We start from the raw sequence: 16,549 nt of genomic DNA, 5'->3' as shown, positions 1-16,549 counted from the left end.
GGGATGGCTGGTACCATATTTTTTCTTCTTCCTGTTTCTCTTTATCTTCTTCCCTTTTATATTCTCCATCTAAATGAAATGATGTGGAATCTAAATGGGAGTATTTAAGGTCTATTTTAAATTTTTTAATTACTTCTAAAACTACTTCAATAAAAATATCATTTAGTCCATATTTATATAATTCATCCATTACTCTCCCAATTTTATCATCATTAAGGTAATCAGGTTTAATTCTTTCTCCTAACAATTTCTCAATGGCTTTATCTTGAAAAAACTGACTGAATAAATATAGAGGTCTTGAAACAAATCCTAGTCCATTGATTAAAATAGACTTAACTACTGTACCTGCTGAGATTTTTTCTCTAACATCTATTCCTAATTTATTATTAATTATTTTGACTATTCCTATTTCATCAATTAAACCAGCTACTATCCCTAAATGGTCTAAATTTTTAACTTGTATTTCTTCTAAATAAGACATTTTTCGCTCTTTTTTTACAGAGGAAACAACTTAAGCAATTATCCCACTTTTTTGTCTTCAAGAGCTTAAGCAATTATACTTAATTATTAACCCCAGACTTGTAGTATTTAATGCTACTTTTTGAAGTGCGGAATCTGGGATTAAAGAAAGACCAATTTTTATTAAGAAAGGATATTCTCGGGATCATAGACCAGACTTAAAACAATGTGTCTTGGATTTAATAACAAGCCAAGATGGAGATATTCCATTATTTGTGAGAGTAGGAGATGGAAATGAATCTGATAAAGCTGTATTTGGAAAAGTTTTAGTAGAATTCAAAAAGCAAATAAAGTTTGATAGTATCATGGTTTGTGATAGTGCTTTATATGGTCAAGAAAATCTCCAACTAATCCAACATTTAAAATGGATAACGAGAGTTCCAATGACCATAAAAAAAGCAAAAGAATTAGTGCAAAATATAGAGGTGGAAGAAGTAAAAGATGAAGATAAAGAAAAAAGAAGTGACCTAAATTTAGAAAGTTATACCTGGAAAGAAGAAATTGTTACTTATGGTGGAATCAAGCAAACTTGGTTAATAGTCTTGAGTGAAAAAAGACAGAAAAGTGATTTGGAAAAACTAGAAAAACAACTTTCCCAAGAAGAGAAGAAATCCCAAAAATTTCTTAAAGAAATACAATCTGAAGAATTTGAACATCCTCAAGCTGCTCGATATAAATTAAAAGCTATTAATAAAAAATTGAGATTGTTGGAAATAAAAGAAGTTGAACTGATTGAAACTTACTCGAAAAAAAAGGAAAAGATTTATAAAATGATTAGTCTGATCATCAAAAAAGATGAAGAGATAAGTAGAAAGACTAAAGAAGCAGGAAAATTTATTTTAGCAACTGACTTAGTAGAGGAAAATAAATTAGAAGCTAGTGAAATTCTGATAACTTATAAAAACCAGCAATCTACGGAAAGAGGATTTCGATTTTTGAAAGATCCCTTATTTTTTACTGATAGTTTCTTCGTTGAAAAACCAGAAAGAATAGAAACAATGTTATTTTTAATGTCTTTGTGTTTGTTGATTTATAACTTGGGGCAAAGAGAATTAAGAAATTGTTTAAAAAGAGTCAAAAAAGGAATAAATAATCAAGTAGGGAAAGTAACATTGCGTCCGACTTTGAGGTGGATATTTCAATGTTTTCAAGGTATTCATTATGTGATTTTAAACGGAGTCAAACAAATTGTCAATTTAACAGAAGAAAGGCGTTTTATATTGAGTTTATTACCTGCATCTTGTCAAAGATATTATCTATAAATTGAATTGGATAAAGCAAAAATAATAAAAGAATAAGAGTCTAATGATATCAAATGAGAAGAGGAAACTCTCCTTCGTTTGTGCTGAGTCTTGCTAAGTTTTCAATGAGTATAAATCTTCTTAATTTGATTATTTTTCCTAAAAATTTAATGAAAAGAGAAATATTCTTGCCCAGGTATGATTTTCGGACTTTTTAAAACTATGTATTTTTTTATACTACATTTTGAAGTGCGGAATCTGGGTACTAAAACGATCCCGATACAATAAGCGGTTCCCTTTGGTAGTATCTTGATGAGATAATTGACAGCCTCTGCTGTCAGCTTGAGAGGTTCCGTTGTCGGTTTAGGAGAGGTTTCTGTTGATTGGCTCATGCCATCAGTATCTCAGATTTGCACTACTGGTACCTAGCGATCGCCCCTCAAAATGGTAAAACACGAGAATACTGTACCCACAAATAATGAACGGGTTAAGGCAGGAAGGGAACTGATACTAATGGCAATAGAACTAACATCAACTTCACTATCACTGACCGCACTTAAAATTAGATCATCTGTTGTTTTAATAAAGGCACCATCAGCAATTTTTACGTTAGCGGTGGGGTTACTTTCTGCATAACCAAAGGCAACAGGAAGGAGTATACTTAGAGGGGTAATCTTTGCCTGGGTATTAGCATTAGCCGTAATACTAACTTTATTTCCTTCAATTCTAGTGTTTTCTTTAATATTGATATTAGCGGTTGCATCCGCTTGCACTGAACCAATAAAAGCGGCAGGAACTGTTCCTAAACCACTAGATATATCGGACATTGCCTTTGTGAAATCGTTTGATGCGTTGTCGTCTGCTTGTTGTTATCCTGTATAAAGGTTGGTAGAATTAGCTGTGCTTTGAATCGTAATATTATTCCCTTTTATCTCTGCACCATCGTTTAAATTAAAAGAGGTGTTTGAGTTAACAACAAAACCAAAATTCTCAATAAATTCTCTAGTTTGCCTAGTGGTAATGGTAATATTCCCAGGGTTATACTGAGAATTTGTATCCACGTGAGAAAATAATTCAGCATTATTATCAACAGTAACATTTACCCCCGTAAAGCTGAGATTACCTGACTGACCAACGGAAATGCCCCCTAAATGGTCGGTGCTTGTTCCAATATTCCGAGTTGAAACAGTAAAGTCAGAATTTACATTAATTGTTTCTGCGTTTACACTTAAATTTTTACCATTGGTGAAAATATTTTTATTAAAAGTAACTGTATCATTGCCACTTTCCGTATCAATAGTTAATCCATATCCTGATAAGGAGGTAGAAAAAGCGATTGTATCATCTCCTCGACCGGTTTTAATCACAATATTGCTTATTCCACTTAAAGATTGAGAAATAGATTCAGGCGGAGAAATAGATCCAGTCGGAGGAATAGATTTAAGGGTTATATTTCCGTTATTAATTCCAATGTTTAAGTTGTCCCTAAAATTGCCAAGGGTGCTAGTGAAAGTGACAGTATCTCCTACTACATTGGTAGAAAATTTTGTGGTTAAAAGTCCGGCAAAATCATTAACTGCGATCGCTTCTGTTTCAATCTCACCTATTTCATATTCTAAATCCCAATCTCCCCCTAAAAGACTATCCCCTGTTAAGTCATCTGATACTTGTACATCTGCCCCTGTAATATCACTGATTTGTTGTAAAAATTCTTGTCCTTGTAGTTCGTTTCCTACATTACAACCATAAAGAAGAATATCTCCAGTGTCTCCTAAAGCATTACCCCATCCCGTTAAAGTATCACCATATTCTTCTAAATTTTCTGATGTTAGTGAAGTTGAGCCTATTTGCAGTAAATCGGTATTTCCATGACTATAAAGATGGATAGCTTCGAGGTTTTCTTGTTGTGACAAAAAGGCTGAAATATTATCTATTTCGTCATAAACGTAAATTTGATTATTATTTGCACTAAAATGGTTAGCTAAAGAAGCTAAACTGGAATCTATTAAAATGACCTCATTGGGATTGATAGAAAGACTATCGTTTTGTCCCGATAAAATACTGTGGTCATGGGAAGGGTTGTCAAACATCAGTGATTATTACGATTTTGTCAAATAAAGAGAGGATACAATCCTCCTTATTGGTTTGGGATATGGTACTTTAATAATAATTCAAAACTCAGGAAAATGCCATAATAGTAAGCTGACTGTGGAAGCTTAACGAAGTCAGAAGTTCCTCACTCCGTTCCGGCGCTATGGTCCAGAAGTTGTTGAAAGAAACAGAGATTTATGGTCCGCTTCAAAAACTATGAGCATTCAAAGGCGGGGTTTTAGAGACTGTTTGTAAGGGAGCATCCCATTTTTGCAAAAAACTTAATTCTTGGAGTTTGACGGGGAGATGGGGAGACGGGGAGACGGGGGGAAATTCATCAGATCAACTATTATCAGTAAAGGACAAGAAAGCAACTTTGGGATGCTCCCGTTTGTAAAGTAAATCTTAACAAAACTGTAGGGTGCATTACGCTACGCTAATGCACCAAAAAGCAAGTTTTCGGTGCATTACGGCACAAAAAAATTATAGGGTCAACAGCCGTTGACCCCTACTACCAAAAAAATATAGTTGTCCTAATGCACCCTACTTAATATTTTGTTTAGGAACAGTCTCTTAGACCCAACTATTTTCGATAAACCGGATTTAGTATAAAAACTTGAGCGGTTAACATTCAAGAACGCTTTTAGTATCAGAAATTCAGTTTTGTCTCAAGAAAAAAGTAGTCTCTTGAACAATAATCCAAGTCCGAATGTTGATATTAGGAAAAGGGAAGAAGGTTCATCAACTTGTGTACTAAAAGAAGTAACTGTTCCTGAATCGATAAATCTAACTGACATATCATCAAAGTTTTCTTCTTGAGAAGTCGTTAATAAAATTGTTTCCGTATTATCAGTTAAATTACTCTCAAAATCTAGTGATAAATCAAAATAAAAATCAAAGTTACTAATAACAAAACAGCTTGAATTCCCGAAAATAAACCCTTCGTCTCCTGTATCTGAATAAGATGCAATAATATTATCGGACGAGTCTGTTGTCTGAAAATTTACGTTAGTATAATTATCGTTATTAAAATCAAAAAAACCTGATATTTTTCCTCCATCCTCAAACATTCCATTGACATTAAATGTCATTGCTGAAGTTTCTGGTACAACTGATAAGGTAAAAACTGTGCTAAGAAGCATCGAAGATGTAAGCATCAAAGGGATAGATTTCATCAGAAAAATGGTAAAGTTAAAACTGCTACACCTATAATATCCTAATTTTTTAGAGAATACATCAGAATAAATTCTAAATAATGATATAGCACTTCTCATACTTGTGAGGCTTCGCCGTGAGCGCGGCTCCGAACGGTACACAGTTTTCTAGTTTTAGGAGTTAGGAGTGATGAACATAATCTTGACCAGCTTTTGCACTAATATCAACTGTTGAAAAGTCAACCGTTACCACATCTTCTGCTGGTTTATCAAGATTAATGGTAAATGTAAGAGAATTACTATTATCAAGATTACGATTGAGTTCAACATCGTTTTAGATTTTGATGAGGAAGGTAAGTTAGTTGGAATTGATATTGATAACGCAAGTTTAACAGTTGATATCACTCGTTTGGAAGCGCAATCTTTACCTATTCAAGCAGTTAATTGAATTTGAGTATAATATAAAGTAGGGTGCATTAGGCTAACTATTTATTTTGATGATAAAATAGATTTGATTTCATGCCGTAATGCACCAGATTAACCTAAGATTATTAAGATACCCGTATGTCTTAATTCTAAAAAATTTCTTGAAGATTACAACTAAAATTAGGCAATAAAGGACTGGTTAATTGATCAGCATTGTATAAAGTCATTCCCTTTTTTAAGATACCCTGTTCACGACGATAAACCTCTATTAATTGTTGTTGACGATCAATAATCCAATATTCACAAACTCCATGAATTGAATATAATTTTAACTTTGTTTGTCTATCTCGTTTAATATCTTTTTCAGACGTAGATAAAACTTCTATTATTAATTCTGGTGCAACCGTAAGATGTCCAGATTTATCTGTAAATCGATTAAGCTTTTCATTACTAACCCAAATAACATCAGGAATCACTGCATCAGTTTCAGAAAAGATAATTCCTGGAGTCATAAAAGCTTTACCTAGCTGTTTTTTTCGTGACCAATTTCTTAATTCTGCATATATATTTCCAGCAATATCTTGATGATCTAAATGAGGTGCGCGAGTCACAAGTAATTCTCCATCAATGATTTCATAACGGTTGCTATTATCAGGTAATCCCTCTAAATCAGAAATTGTCCAACAAACTTGATCGGTGGTTATAGACTTCATAAACTAATTAGTCCTATTCAGAGTCCTATACTATTTTACAACAACATTTAATAATTTCTAATTTTCCTCGTTTTTGTTCTTTTGCTTGAATCTTAGTAAAGTAGGGTGCATTAGGCTAACTATTTATTTTGATGATAAAATAGATTTGATTTCATGCCGTAATGCACCAGTAAAGTAGGGTGCATTAGGCTAACTATTTATTTTGATGATAAAATAGACTTGATTTCATGCCGTAATGCACCAAATTTAACCAGTAAAGGTTTAGGTGTGTTACGCATTAGCTAACACACCCTACAATATTACTATTGAAAAATATATTTCTCTGTTAATTCAAGAAAGCTTAGAAAATAAAGACAAAAACAAATCAAAAACTTTAGAATATGAAGCATGGGAAGAAAAGTTAAATCAATTGATTAACCCTTCGATTGATGTTAATATTATATAATCACATGATCCTACTGTTATACAAGGGCAAAAATGAAACTAAATGTAATTTTAGAACCTAGCGATGAGGGAGGTTATACTGTTTATGTTCCATCCCTTCCTGGTTGTATTAGTGAAGGAGATAATATTGAAGACGCTTTAAACAACATTAAAGAAGCAATTGAACTTTATTTAGAATCAGAAACGAAAGCTAAGTATTATAATTAATGTTGAAGCGATCTAAGTAATTCAATTTGAGTTAGGAGGACATTTTTGAAAACGACTCGCTATTTTGAAGAACAAGTCTTAATCAAAAGACCTTATCTTAAGCGAGAATGGTGTGAGCAAGCAATTCAAAACCCCATTATAAAAGTGGTTGAACCCAATGGAAGAATTCGCTACTAGTGCTATATTGAAGAGTTAGGTAAATATCTACGAGTGGTGACTTTAGACGATGGAGAAACCATTCATAATGCTTTTCCAGACCGAAATTTTAAGGTATAATTATGAAGTTTAACTATTATCCTGAAACCGATTCCCTTTATATTAGTTTATCTGATAAAAGTAGCGTTGATTCTCAAGAAATTGCCCCGAACATTGTTTTAGATTTTGATGAGAAGGGTAAGTTAGTTGGGATAGATATTGATCAGGCAAGTTTAACAGTTGATCTCACTCGTTTGGAAGCTCAATCTTTACCTATTCAAGCAGTTAATTGAATTTGAGTATAATATAAAGTAGGGTGCATTAGGCTAACTATTTATTTTGATGATAAAATAGATTTTATTTCATGCCGTAATGCACCGACGAACAATTAAAGCTTAGGTGTGTTACGCATTAGCTAACACACCCTACAATATTACTTAGGTATTAAACAAGCAATTGAACTTTATTTAGAATAACCTCATTCTCCTATTTACTGATATAGTTTATTTAACCAATTAATAAAAGCTTGGATAATTTCATTATCATATTTCAATACGTTAGCTGTTATTGATAGTCCCATTGGCCTTCCTGGTTCTTTTTGCCAAGCTAACCAAGTATGAATAAAAGCTTTGGATCTGTCATCTTTATTATAGCCATTAATTTCTAATTTTTCAAGTTCATCTAAAATTTCGTTAGCTTTATCTTTTAATTGATCATCATCAGGAATTAAATAAGCAACAAAATCTTCTAACTCTCCTATTAATTGATTATTTGGCATTATCCAAACCCCAATTTTAGGGAGTTCATTTTGTTCATAAATCCAACCTTCAGCGCCGGTATTTTTAGGAATATTATCATAACCTACTGACTTTAGCTTATCACTAATTCCTTGCCATCTTGCTTGTAAATCTTGATCAGCATCAACAACTATTCCTAATGTTTGCAAGTTAACGTCTTTCAAAATAATAGGTAAACTTAATAATAATGGTTCTACTCCTTGTGTTTTCCTTTTATCAGGACGTGGTATACAGAATGTTTCAGGTACATTATATTTTTCACACAATGCACAAATAACATGAAAATCATTCATTCCTTCTACTAAAAGTTGCTGTGGATGAGGTTTATTTCTTTTTGTCATTTAACGCACCTCAATATCTTGGTTAATAGCAATAGAAATCTCATCTGCTTTATATTCTACTGCCCTAAGTTTTCCGTATTTACTATCTAGTCTAAACAGTTTACCCACTGATTTATCTTCTATGTCTTCTAATGCTTCTTGATAAGCACAAATACAGTCCCAACTATGGGTAGTCGCAAAGATTTGTACATTTAATTCTTGTGCTGTTTTTATGAGTAAACGCCACATATCTGTTTGTGCTTTGTAGTGTAATCCTGTTTCTATTTCATCCACTAATAATACTCCATTTTCGCTTCTTATTATTAACATCCCTAAGATAAGTATTTTAGACATTCCTTGTCCCATACTGTTAATAGGAATATAATGATTCATGCCTTTAATTTTTAGAAAAGGAAATCTAGGAATTTGTTTAATAGGTAGATGTATTTTTTCTATATTAGTATCTATGATTTGTAAAGCTTCTATGATTTTCTCTTCTTTAGCTTCTAAAATAATAGAATCCCATAAGTCTTCAATTTTGTACTTGTGTTGGTGATCATTAAATAAGAAATTACAGTTACAAGGATAATGAAAAGCGTTTTTAATTTCATTATTAAATGCGAAATAATTATTTTTTATATTTTGGTATTTGACTTTAACACGATTATTAATACTGTTTTCCTCCGGTACATATTTATCAACTGAATGTGTTATATATTTTCTCAATTCTTGCTCTTTACCTATTTCTTCAAGAAACGAAATAGATAGATCACTGATTAAGGTATTATCGACATCAATATAGAGCCGAATAGTCGAGTGGATAGATTGCTCTTTCTCTGATGAAATTGATATTATATATGCTTTTTGGGTATCAAATTCATCAGGATATCCATAATATAAATTATTTAATATATAGTTGTCTTGAAAATGAGATATTTCTCTTCTATTATTACCTGTAAATTTATGAGTTCTTTCTTCTATCATTTCTCCCCTATGTTCTAAAATATCAACTAATGCTACTTTCTCATTTTTAGTTTTTGGTTGATTGACTAAAAGATAAATAGCTTCCAAAAAACTTGTTTTACCACTGTTATTATCACCAACAATTAAATTAACTTGTGCTAAACCATCAACATAAAAATCTTCAAAACAGCGATAATTTTTAATGCTTAAATCTCGTATCATTTTGTTTTCCTCCTTATAGTTATATAATTGATGATAAGTAAGGTGGACAAAATGCCCACCCCACAGGGTTATTTAGGAACGACAAAGTTAACTAATTTTCCAGGGACAACAATCACCTTTTTAACCTCTTTTCCTTCTAAGTTTCGTTTACCAATATCAGAGTCACGGGCTAATTTTTCTAACTCCTCTTTACTGGAATTAGCAGGGACTTGAATAGTTCCCCTTGTCTTACCCATAATTTGAATAACTAGGGTGATTTCATCTACTACTAAAGCATCGGGATCAACCTCTGGCCAAGTTTGTAAGTGGATTGAGTTTTCATGTCCCAAATTATGCCATAATTCCTCGGCAATATGAGGTGCAAAAGGTGCGAGTAAAATCAATAAGATTCCGATTCCTTCTTGATAAACCCCAGAATTAATAGATTTAGCATCATTCAAGGTATTACTTAACTTCATCAACTCTGAAACTGCGGTATTAAATTGATAGTCTCCTTCTAAGTCTTCGGATATCTCTTTAATAGCAGTATGGATGGCACGTCTTAATCCTTTTTCTTCTTTGCTTAACTCCTTGTTACTAATAACTTCAGGCTGCTTTTCTGCATAACCATTGACCAAACGCCACACCCGATTTAAAAAGCGAAATTGTCCTTCAACATCCGCATCATCCCATTCTAAGTCTTTCTCTGGTGGTGCTTTAAATAAGATGAACATTCTGGCGGTATCTGCCCCATATTTTCCTAATACTGTTTTGGGATCAACCCCATTATATTTCGACTTAGACATCTTCTCATAAAACACCTCTAAATCATCTCCTGTATCGGGATCTTTGGGACTTTCAGGGTTAACTTTATCTACAGGAATATATTTACCTGTTTTAGGATTTTTGTAGGCCATTGCTTGTACCATTCCCTGTGTCAAAAGACGGTTAAAAGGTTCATCTACATTGACTAAACCTCTGTCTCGCAATACTTTAGTAAAAAAGCGAGAATATAAGAGGTGTAAAATAGCGTGTTCAATACCTCCCACATATTGATCCACATTCATCCAATCATTGGCTTTTTCTAACTTAAATGCTTCCTGATCATTGATAGCATCGGTGTATCTTAAATAGTACCAAGAGGAATCAACAAATGTGTCCATTGTATCTGTTTCACGCTTTGCAGGTCCACTACAATTAGGACAAGGAACATTGATCCAATCGTCCATTTTTGCCAAAGGGGAAGCCCCACGCCCTGTAAATTCGACATTTTCGGGCAATTTAACCGGTAAATCTGCATCAGGAACCGGAACCGTTCCACAGTTGGGACAATGCACCACCGGAATAGGACAACCCCAATAACGCTGCCGAGAAATCAACCAATCTCGCAAACGATACTGTATCCTTGCTTTCCCATAACCCTGTTTCTCAGCATAGTCAATAATAGCGGTTTTGCCTTCTGTGGACTGCATTCCATCAAAATCACCAGAATTAACCATAATTCCAGGTTCGGTGTATGCTTCGGTTAACGTGGGGTTATTATCCTCAGAATTTTCAGGAACAATCACCACCTTGATCGGTAACTGTTTCTCTGTAGCAAACTTAAAGTCACGGGTATCGTGTGCAGGTACACCCATCACCGCACCAGTACCATATTCATACAATACATAATCCGCAATCAAAATGGGGATTTCTTCGCCGTTGAAGGGGTTAATAACAGTCCCTCCGGTCAATATACCCCGTTTGGGTTTATCCTCTGCTGTGCGTTCTATTTCGCTTTCGTTAGATACCTCTTCAATGAACGCATCAACTGCTGCTTTCTGTTGCGCAACAGTAACTTTTTGGGTCAAAGGATGTTCAGGGGCCAACACTACATAAGTCACTCCATAAACGGTGTCGGGACGGGTGGTAAAGACAGCTATTTTCTCATCACTATCCTTGACAGGAAACTCTAAGTATGCACCCACAGACTTCCCGATCCAGTTTTCCTGCATTAACTTAACCCGATCTGGCCATCCTGAGAGTTTATCCAAGTCGGTTAATAACTGTTCTGCATAGTCCGTAATTTTCAAGAACCACTGACGCAGCAGTTTCCGTTCTACTTTAGCACCCGATCGCCAGGAATACCCTTCGCTGTCCACCTGTTCGTTAGCTAACACGGTTTGATCGATGGGGTCCCAGTTAACTGCTGCTTCCTTCTGATAAGCTAACCCTGATTGATAAAATTGCAAGAATAACCATTGCGTCCATTTGTAATAGTCGGGGAAACAGGTTGCCACTTCTCGGTCCCAGTCGATAGACAGTCCCAAAGTTTGCAACTGTTGCCTCATTTGGGCAATATTTTGCTTAGTCCAGTCTGCGGGGGGAATATTGCGATCGATGGCTGCATTTTCCGCCGGAAGTCCGAACGCATCCCACCCCATAGGATGTAAGACTCGGTATCCTTGCAATCTTTTGAGACGGGCGATCACATCTGTAATAACATAGTTGCGAACATGGCCCATGTGTAGGTTTCCGGATGGGTAGGGAAACATGGATAAGGCGTAAAATTTGGGTTTATCACTGTTTTCTGGGGTCTTGTCTAACCCCTGCTTAACCCACTGCTGTTGCCATTTTTGTTCGATCGCTGCTGCGTTATATTGGGACTCCACGAATGTTTACTCCACTGCTATTTTCATAATTAATTATCCCTGATCTCATTCAGTTATCGGTTATCGGTTATCAGTGAGCAGTTTTTTGTATTCGAGAGGCGATCGCCTTATTGATCAGAAATAACGGTGATCTCTTTTCTTGATTCATGTTATACTACATACATAAAACATTTTTTAAAGAGTTAATAGATATTATGAAGATACAGAAAACAGAATCCTCAACATTTGAACTAATCGATCCTCAAATTGAAGATAAGGTTATATATTTTGGTGAATCTGTTATTAAGATTTTAAGAGAAGAAGGAAAGTTAGAGAAAGAGATTAACGAATCCTCCTTAGATGAATGGGATATTAAGTGTTTAAGAGAAGAAGGAAAGTTAAACAAAGATATTTATGAGTTAGCAGGAATAGGAAAATTTCATTTTAAGCTTGATCAAGATTGTAAAATATGGACAATACTTGAATCAAGTCATAGTCTAATTGAGGGAGAGAATGATTATGTTTGTTATTCCTCTAACATAGGATTTTTTGAGCATTATAATAAAGAAGAGAACAGTATCATTTGTTCTTATTACCCTGAATATAAGAAACTCCAAAAAATCCTAAATGATGTATATAAAAATTTAATTGAGGCTAAATATTATATAAATGTATCTAAAAAGTTAATGACTGAAAAATATAAAAATCCCCAAAAATTATATAATGCTGATTTTTTTTGGTCAATGACAATAATAGCATTTAGAAAACTAGGTATTTTATTATTAGCTACAGTTTACGATAATGATAAAAATAGTATCAGTTTAAATAAGCTTTTAAATATTATTTCTTCTATAAACGGTAAAAAATTATTATCTCATTTTTCAGATTTAGACCAAAAAGAATTAGACAGAGATAAGGAATATTTAGACAAAAATGAAAATGAATTATTACAAAAATTATTTAATCAAAGAGATAAAGCTTTAGCACATCATGATAAAGATGAGTTGTTTAAACTTGAGACAATACTCAATATAAAGAGAAGAAATGAGACTAATAAATCTATTATGGATACACTCGACTCTAGCTTAGAAAAACCATCGGAAAAAACACAAAAATTAATGCAAAGATTAAATACACAAGAATCAAATCAATTAATTGATAAAGGAATAGAGATATGTAATAAGTATAGTAATATTATTAATTATGATCTACCAGATTATAATATTCCCGAAGATTATCATAATTTACTAAACTACAAAAATATCAGTTATTTGATTATATCTTTCTTACTTATCTTGATTATTATACTTACAATATTTTCCTTTTTGAATTAAGGTGGATACTGTATTTTATATATTAATGTGTTAGTTATGAGGGCATAATATTATTATGCCCCTACGGTAATTATGATGTTTCGTAGGGGTTTAACACTGTTAAATTCAATATATTAAGATCACTCTTTAGTTTGATTCCTCTGTATTCAAAGATGAATTAAGTTGCTCAATTTCTTGTAAATTTAATCCCGTTAGTTTAACAATATCCTCCATATTCATGCTGTTTCTAAGCATATTTAAAGCAATATTTTGGATAGCTTGTTTTTCGCCTTTAACTTCACCTTCATGGAAAATTTCTTGATACATAACTGATTCCTTCATAATATCGCTCCTAAGAATTCGTTTAATACTGTCTTGATCTAATTTTAACCCAGATAAAATGGCTGTGGATGCACTGATATCACTTTGCTGTTGTTTATTGGGCATACTATCAATAATAGCAGCAACTTGGGTTAAGGTTTCTCTAGGGTTATCTGTACGAGTTAGTACAGCGAAAGGTAATAAACCTGAGTTATTCAGAAAACTATCTGTTGCTTGTTCCCAAAGACGAATAACATTAAATTGATGGCGTAAATTCGTCAATTCAAAGGTATTTTGATACACTAATTCTGAATTACTAGGTTTCAAATAGATCACCACTTGATACATTTCCTTGTTAGGATAGCGACGATAAACCCGTAAACGATAGTCAGCCATTCTAAAAGGTATGTCTTCATCGGGTGAGGTTTGAAACTCAATATGTAAGACAATATCATCTGATTGCAAAAAGATTAAAGAATCTGCTCTAATAGGATTTAAAGATAGTTCTGTGGGTTTTAATTCTGTGAGTTCAATGGGTTCATTTAATAACCAGTTAGCAAAGTCACGGCTAAATCTTTCTGCTAAGAATTTACAAACGTTATCATACATCAGCAACAAGAATAATTTAACAATATTAGAGTATAATAATATTATAATCTGATGGTAATTATAATGTTTTGTAGAAGTTTAACACTGTGTTTTACCCAATTTCGATAAGTAGTTAAGTAGAAATGCAGTAATCAGCTATTTTCTATCAACCCAATAATTAGGTTGACGTTGAAGGTGCATAATAGCAATAATAAAAATCTCTGTTTCTTTTAATTGATATATAACACCATAGGGAAAAGTCAAGACTCGACATTTATGAGTATTTTTTGATAGTTGTGGCCAAGCTTCTGGAAAATTTTCAATACGTTCTCAAGTTTTTTGTATTTCTAAGATAAACTGATCCCCTAATGCTTCACTAATACCATCATAATAATTGACAGCATCTTCTAATTCTTGTTGCGCTTGTGGGTGAAATTCAAAATTCATTATTTTCGCTTTAAATTAAGTTGCTGAAATACTTCATCTTTACTAATAGTTTTGATTTCTCCTTGTTCTATTTGTTCAACTCTTTTTTCTGCTTCTTCTGACCAAATTTTTTCAATTTCTTCTTGCTTATCATCGTCTAAACTCTTTAATAAATGTTCAGCCAACATTACTTTTGAACTAGGAGATAAAGATAATGCTGCACTGAATATATCATCATAAGTTTCTGTATTCATTTTTAGATACCTCAATGAATTATCTTAAAAAACTGTATGTCATTCCATGATAACACAAATTTTTATCGTGTGTAACGCTTTAATAGAAGTATCAGCATCCAAATGTAATTTTAACTTACTCATTATAAATAGATTCAAGAACTTTATCAGTGGCGATCTCGAAGAGATCCGCTTCGCGGTGCGCTGTATCAATTTCTTGACGATGTTGTTCATAAAATGCCATAACATTATTAACTTTTTCTTCGCTTATTCCATATTCATCAGCAACTTGTTGAGGGGTTAATTGCCAATTTTTCACCGCAACTACTAATGTTTTAACTTGTATATTTGTTCCTCGTAATTTAGGAATCATTTCACCTTCTTGATTACGAGAATAGACAATATCTGGAAAATTATTATTATCTAAACTTTGTTTTAAACTGCCAATTTTTTCAGCGATCGCCCAAATAATTAGATTATCTAATGTGATACCTTGATCAGTGGCATATTTTTCTGCTTCTTGTTGTAATTTAGGCGGTAATTTAAGAGAATATTGTGTCATGATTACAAAATACCAAAAATCTATATCTTGAGTATAGCTTAATTTTTCTCTTATTTTAGTTCAACTAACATTTTAGCTAAATCTGAAGCAGTTTCGATCACTTCTTCAATGGTGTTACCTTCAGCAACTAAACCTTGTATTTGATCCCTAGTTGCGACAAAATATTCTTTTCCTTTTTCTTCAAAATTTTCTATTTTTAATGTGATTAAAGTCTTCATAATCAAAATGTTAAAAGATATCCTAATTCTGTCCGAACTTCTAAACAACCAATAATAGCATCTTTAATATTATTTAATGCTTATTCTTTTGTTTCACCTTGACTAATACAACCAGGAATACTTGGACATTCAACAATCCACATATTATCTTCATCTTGTTCAAGAATTACATTGAATTTCATCTTGTTTAGCTGAATTTTGAAACTAACTTTTAGTGTAACATAAATTTTTAAGGGCATAATATTATTATGCCCCTACGATAATTATAATATTTTGTAGGGGTTTAACACTGTCTTGATCTAATTTTAACCCAGATAGAATAGCGGTGGATGCACTAATATCACTTTGCTGTTGTTTATTGGGCATACTATCAATAAGATCAGCAATTTGGGTTAAGGTTTCTCTAGGGTTATCTGTACGAGTCAGTACAGCAAACGGTAATAAACCTGAGTTATTCAGAAAAATATCTGTGTTTTCTTCCCACAATCGAATAACATTAAATTGATGACGTAAATTAGTTAATTCAAATGTATTTTGATGCACTAATTCTGAATTACTAGGTTTCAAATAGATCACCACTTGATACATTTCCTTATTGGGATAGCGACGATAAACCCGTAAACGATAGTCAGTCATCCTAAAGGGTATATCTTCATCAGGTGAAGTTTGAAACTCAATATGTAAAACAACTTCTTCTGATTGCAAAAAGATTAAAGAATCTGCTCTAATAGGATTCAAAGATAGTTCTGTGGGTTTTAATTCTGTGAGAGCAATAGGTTCATTTAATAACCAGTTAGCAAAATCACTACTAAATCTTTCCGCTAAGAATTTACAAACATTATCATACATCAGCAACAAGAATAATTTAACAGTTTTAGGGCATAATAATATTATGCCCCTACGGTAATTATAATATTTTGTAGGGTTTTACCCAGTTTTGATAAATCTATTAACTCAACCTACCTAAGAAATATAGATGACTGATGG

At 33.0% G+C, this 16,549-nt stretch carries 19 protein-coding genes and 4 pseudogenes (1 of these 23 only partly in view); 7 read left to right on the top strand and 16 right to left on the bottom strand.

Translation table 11 applies throughout. The features are described from left to right. Window positions 1-481: part of an IS1634 family transposase coding region (locus CWATDRAFT_RS13985; protein ID WP_042711519.1), annotated on the bottom strand (this coding region is incomplete at its 3' end). 10 nt of the annotated region lie to the left of the window's left edge; the window shows 481 of its 491 annotated nt. Window positions 482-611: 130 nt separating this feature from the next. Between CWATDRAFT_RS13985 and CWATDRAFT_RS13980 the strand changes: the two are divergent. After that, a pseudogene (locus tag CWATDRAFT_RS13980) lies at window positions 612-1,781 on the top strand (IS1634-like element ISCwa1 family transposase); the annotation flags it as partial. Window positions 1,782-1,927: 146 nt separating this feature from the next. Here the strand turns inward: CWATDRAFT_RS13980 and CWATDRAFT_RS33705 are convergent. The 4 genes from CWATDRAFT_RS33705 to CWATDRAFT_RS13965 form a co-directional block, all read right to left on the bottom strand. Then, window positions 1,928-2,152: a hypothetical protein gene (locus CWATDRAFT_RS33705; protein WP_071905593.1), complete on the bottom strand. Its 225-nt coding sequence runs from the start codon at window positions 2,150-2,152 to the stop codon at window positions 1,928-1,930. 33 nt (window positions 2,153-2,185) lie between these two features. Next, window positions 2,186-2,587, bottom strand: a complete 402-nt coding sequence (locus tag CWATDRAFT_RS13975) for a hypothetical protein (protein ID WP_007305614.1) — start codon at window positions 2,585-2,587, stop codon at window positions 2,186-2,188. Between the two features lie 42 nt (window positions 2,588-2,629). Further along, complete coding sequence (locus CWATDRAFT_RS13970) at window positions 2,630-3,850, bottom strand: DUF4347 domain-containing protein (protein WP_007305613.1); 1,221 nt, start codon at window positions 3,848-3,850, stop codon at window positions 2,630-2,632. 669 nt (window positions 3,851-4,519) lie between these two features. Then, complete coding sequence (locus CWATDRAFT_RS13965; protein WP_007305612.1) at window positions 4,520-5,125, bottom strand: hypothetical protein; 606 nt, start codon at window positions 5,123-5,125, stop codon at window positions 4,520-4,522. A 133-nt stretch (window positions 5,126-5,258) separates the two neighbouring features. Between CWATDRAFT_RS13965 and CWATDRAFT_RS41775 the strand changes: the two genes are divergently transcribed. Further along, the gene (locus tag CWATDRAFT_RS41775; protein ID WP_071905595.1) at window positions 5,259-5,453 is read left to right on the top strand and encodes a DUF2283 domain-containing protein; all 195 of its coding nucleotides are present in this window, start codon (window positions 5,259-5,261) and stop codon (window positions 5,451-5,453) included. 127 nt (window positions 5,454-5,580) lie between these two features. On the opposite strand, the gene CWATDRAFT_RS13960 is transcribed toward CWATDRAFT_RS41775, so the two are convergent. Further along, window positions 5,581-6,144 carry a Uma2 family endonuclease gene (locus tag CWATDRAFT_RS13960; RefSeq protein ID WP_007305611.1) on the bottom strand — a complete coding sequence of 188 codons (564 nt, stop codon included), beginning with the start codon at window positions 6,142-6,144 and terminating at the stop codon, window positions 5,581-5,583. Window positions 6,145-6,409: 265 nt separating this feature from the next. On the opposite strand from CWATDRAFT_RS13960, the gene CWATDRAFT_RS13955 reads away from it, so the two are divergent. From CWATDRAFT_RS13955 to CWATDRAFT_RS13945, 4 genes and pseudogenes are all read left to right on the top strand, one after another. Then, entirely contained in the window at window positions 6,410-6,589 is a 180-nt protein-coding gene (locus CWATDRAFT_RS13955) for a hypothetical protein (protein WP_007309655.1), read from the top strand. Window positions 6,590-6,621: 32 nt separating this feature from the next. After that, window positions 6,622-6,795 carry a type II toxin-antitoxin system HicB family antitoxin gene (locus CWATDRAFT_RS33695; RefSeq protein WP_007305616.1) on the top strand — a complete coding sequence of 58 codons (174 nt, stop codon included), beginning with the start codon at window positions 6,622-6,624 and terminating at the stop codon, window positions 6,793-6,795. Window positions 6,796-6,840: 45 nt separating this feature from the next. After that, window positions 6,841-7,071, top strand: a pseudogene (locus CWATDRAFT_RS13950) (hypothetical protein). Between the two features lie 2 nt (window positions 7,072-7,073). After that, window positions 7,074-7,283 (top strand): DUF2283 domain-containing protein, encoded by a 210-nt coding sequence (locus CWATDRAFT_RS13945; RefSeq protein ID WP_042711518.1) that lies wholly within the window; start codon window positions 7,074-7,076, stop codon window positions 7,281-7,283. A 197-nt stretch (window positions 7,284-7,480) separates the two neighbouring features. On the opposite strand, the gene CWATDRAFT_RS13940 is transcribed toward CWATDRAFT_RS13945, so the two are convergent. From CWATDRAFT_RS13940 to leuS, 3 genes are all read right to left on the bottom strand, one after another. Then, entirely contained in the window at window positions 7,481-8,128 is a 648-nt protein-coding gene (locus CWATDRAFT_RS13940) for a DUF3226 domain-containing protein (RefSeq protein WP_007305610.1), read from the bottom strand. After that, window positions 8,129-9,292 (bottom strand): AAA family ATPase, encoded by a 1,164-nt coding sequence (locus tag CWATDRAFT_RS13935; RefSeq protein ID WP_007305609.1) that lies wholly within the window; start codon window positions 9,290-9,292, stop codon window positions 8,129-8,131. A gap of 68 nt (window positions 9,293-9,360) precedes the next feature. Then, window positions 9,361-11,922, bottom strand: a complete 2,562-nt coding sequence (gene leuS, locus CWATDRAFT_RS13930; protein ID WP_007305608.1) for a leucine--tRNA ligase — start codon at window positions 11,920-11,922, stop codon at window positions 9,361-9,363. Between the two features lie 194 nt (window positions 11,923-12,116). On the opposite strand from leuS, the gene CWATDRAFT_RS13925 reads away from it, so the two are divergent. Beyond that, window positions 12,117-13,235: an AbiU2 domain-containing protein gene (locus CWATDRAFT_RS13925; protein WP_232287103.1), complete on the top strand. Its 1,119-nt coding sequence runs from the start codon at window positions 12,117-12,119 to the stop codon at window positions 13,233-13,235. A gap of 126 nt (window positions 13,236-13,361) precedes the next feature. On the opposite strand, the gene CWATDRAFT_RS13920 is transcribed toward CWATDRAFT_RS13925, so the two are convergent. The 7 genes and pseudogenes from CWATDRAFT_RS13920 to CWATDRAFT_RS13895 form a co-directional block, all read right to left on the bottom strand. After that, window positions 13,362-14,144: an Rpn family recombination-promoting nuclease/putative transposase gene (locus tag CWATDRAFT_RS13920; protein WP_007305607.1), complete on the bottom strand. Its 783-nt coding sequence runs from the start codon at window positions 14,142-14,144 to the stop codon at window positions 13,362-13,364. 309 nt (window positions 14,145-14,453) lie between these two features. Next, entirely contained in the window at window positions 14,454-14,570 is a 117-nt protein-coding gene (locus tag CWATDRAFT_RS42130) for a type II toxin-antitoxin system RelE/ParE family toxin (protein ID WP_007310870.1), read from the bottom strand. Next, a complete protein-coding gene (locus CWATDRAFT_RS13910; RefSeq protein WP_007310869.1) occupies window positions 14,570-14,803 on the bottom strand; it encodes an addiction module protein in 234 nt (77 codons plus the stop codon). The genes CWATDRAFT_RS42130 and CWATDRAFT_RS13910 overlap by 1 nt, the downstream gene beginning before the upstream one ends. A 115-nt stretch (window positions 14,804-14,918) precedes the next feature. Beyond that, window positions 14,919-15,344: a hypothetical protein gene (locus tag CWATDRAFT_RS13905; protein ID WP_007305606.1), complete on the bottom strand. Its 426-nt coding sequence runs from the start codon at window positions 15,342-15,344 to the stop codon at window positions 14,919-14,921. Between the two features lie 50 nt (window positions 15,345-15,394). Beyond that, entirely contained in the window at window positions 15,395-15,562 is a 168-nt protein-coding gene (locus tag CWATDRAFT_RS32350; protein ID WP_007310868.1) for a hypothetical protein, read from the bottom strand. Window positions 15,563-15,564: 2 nt separating this feature from the next. Then, window positions 15,565-15,744 (bottom strand): annotated as a pseudogene (locus tag CWATDRAFT_RS39810) (type II toxin-antitoxin system HicB family antitoxin). A 100-nt stretch (window positions 15,745-15,844) separates the two neighbouring features. Beyond that, window positions 15,845-16,411, bottom strand: a pseudogene (locus CWATDRAFT_RS13895) (Rpn family recombination-promoting nuclease/putative transposase); the annotation flags it as partial. Between the last annotated feature and the right edge of the window lie 138 nt (window positions 16,412-16,549).

The sequence above is a fragment of the Crocosphaera watsonii WH 8501 genome, from assembly GCF_000167195.1.
Classification (GTDB): domain Bacteria; phylum Cyanobacteriota; class Cyanobacteriia; order Cyanobacteriales; family Microcystaceae; genus Crocosphaera; species Crocosphaera watsonii.
This window is presented reverse-complemented; position numbering and strand designations above follow the sequence as displayed.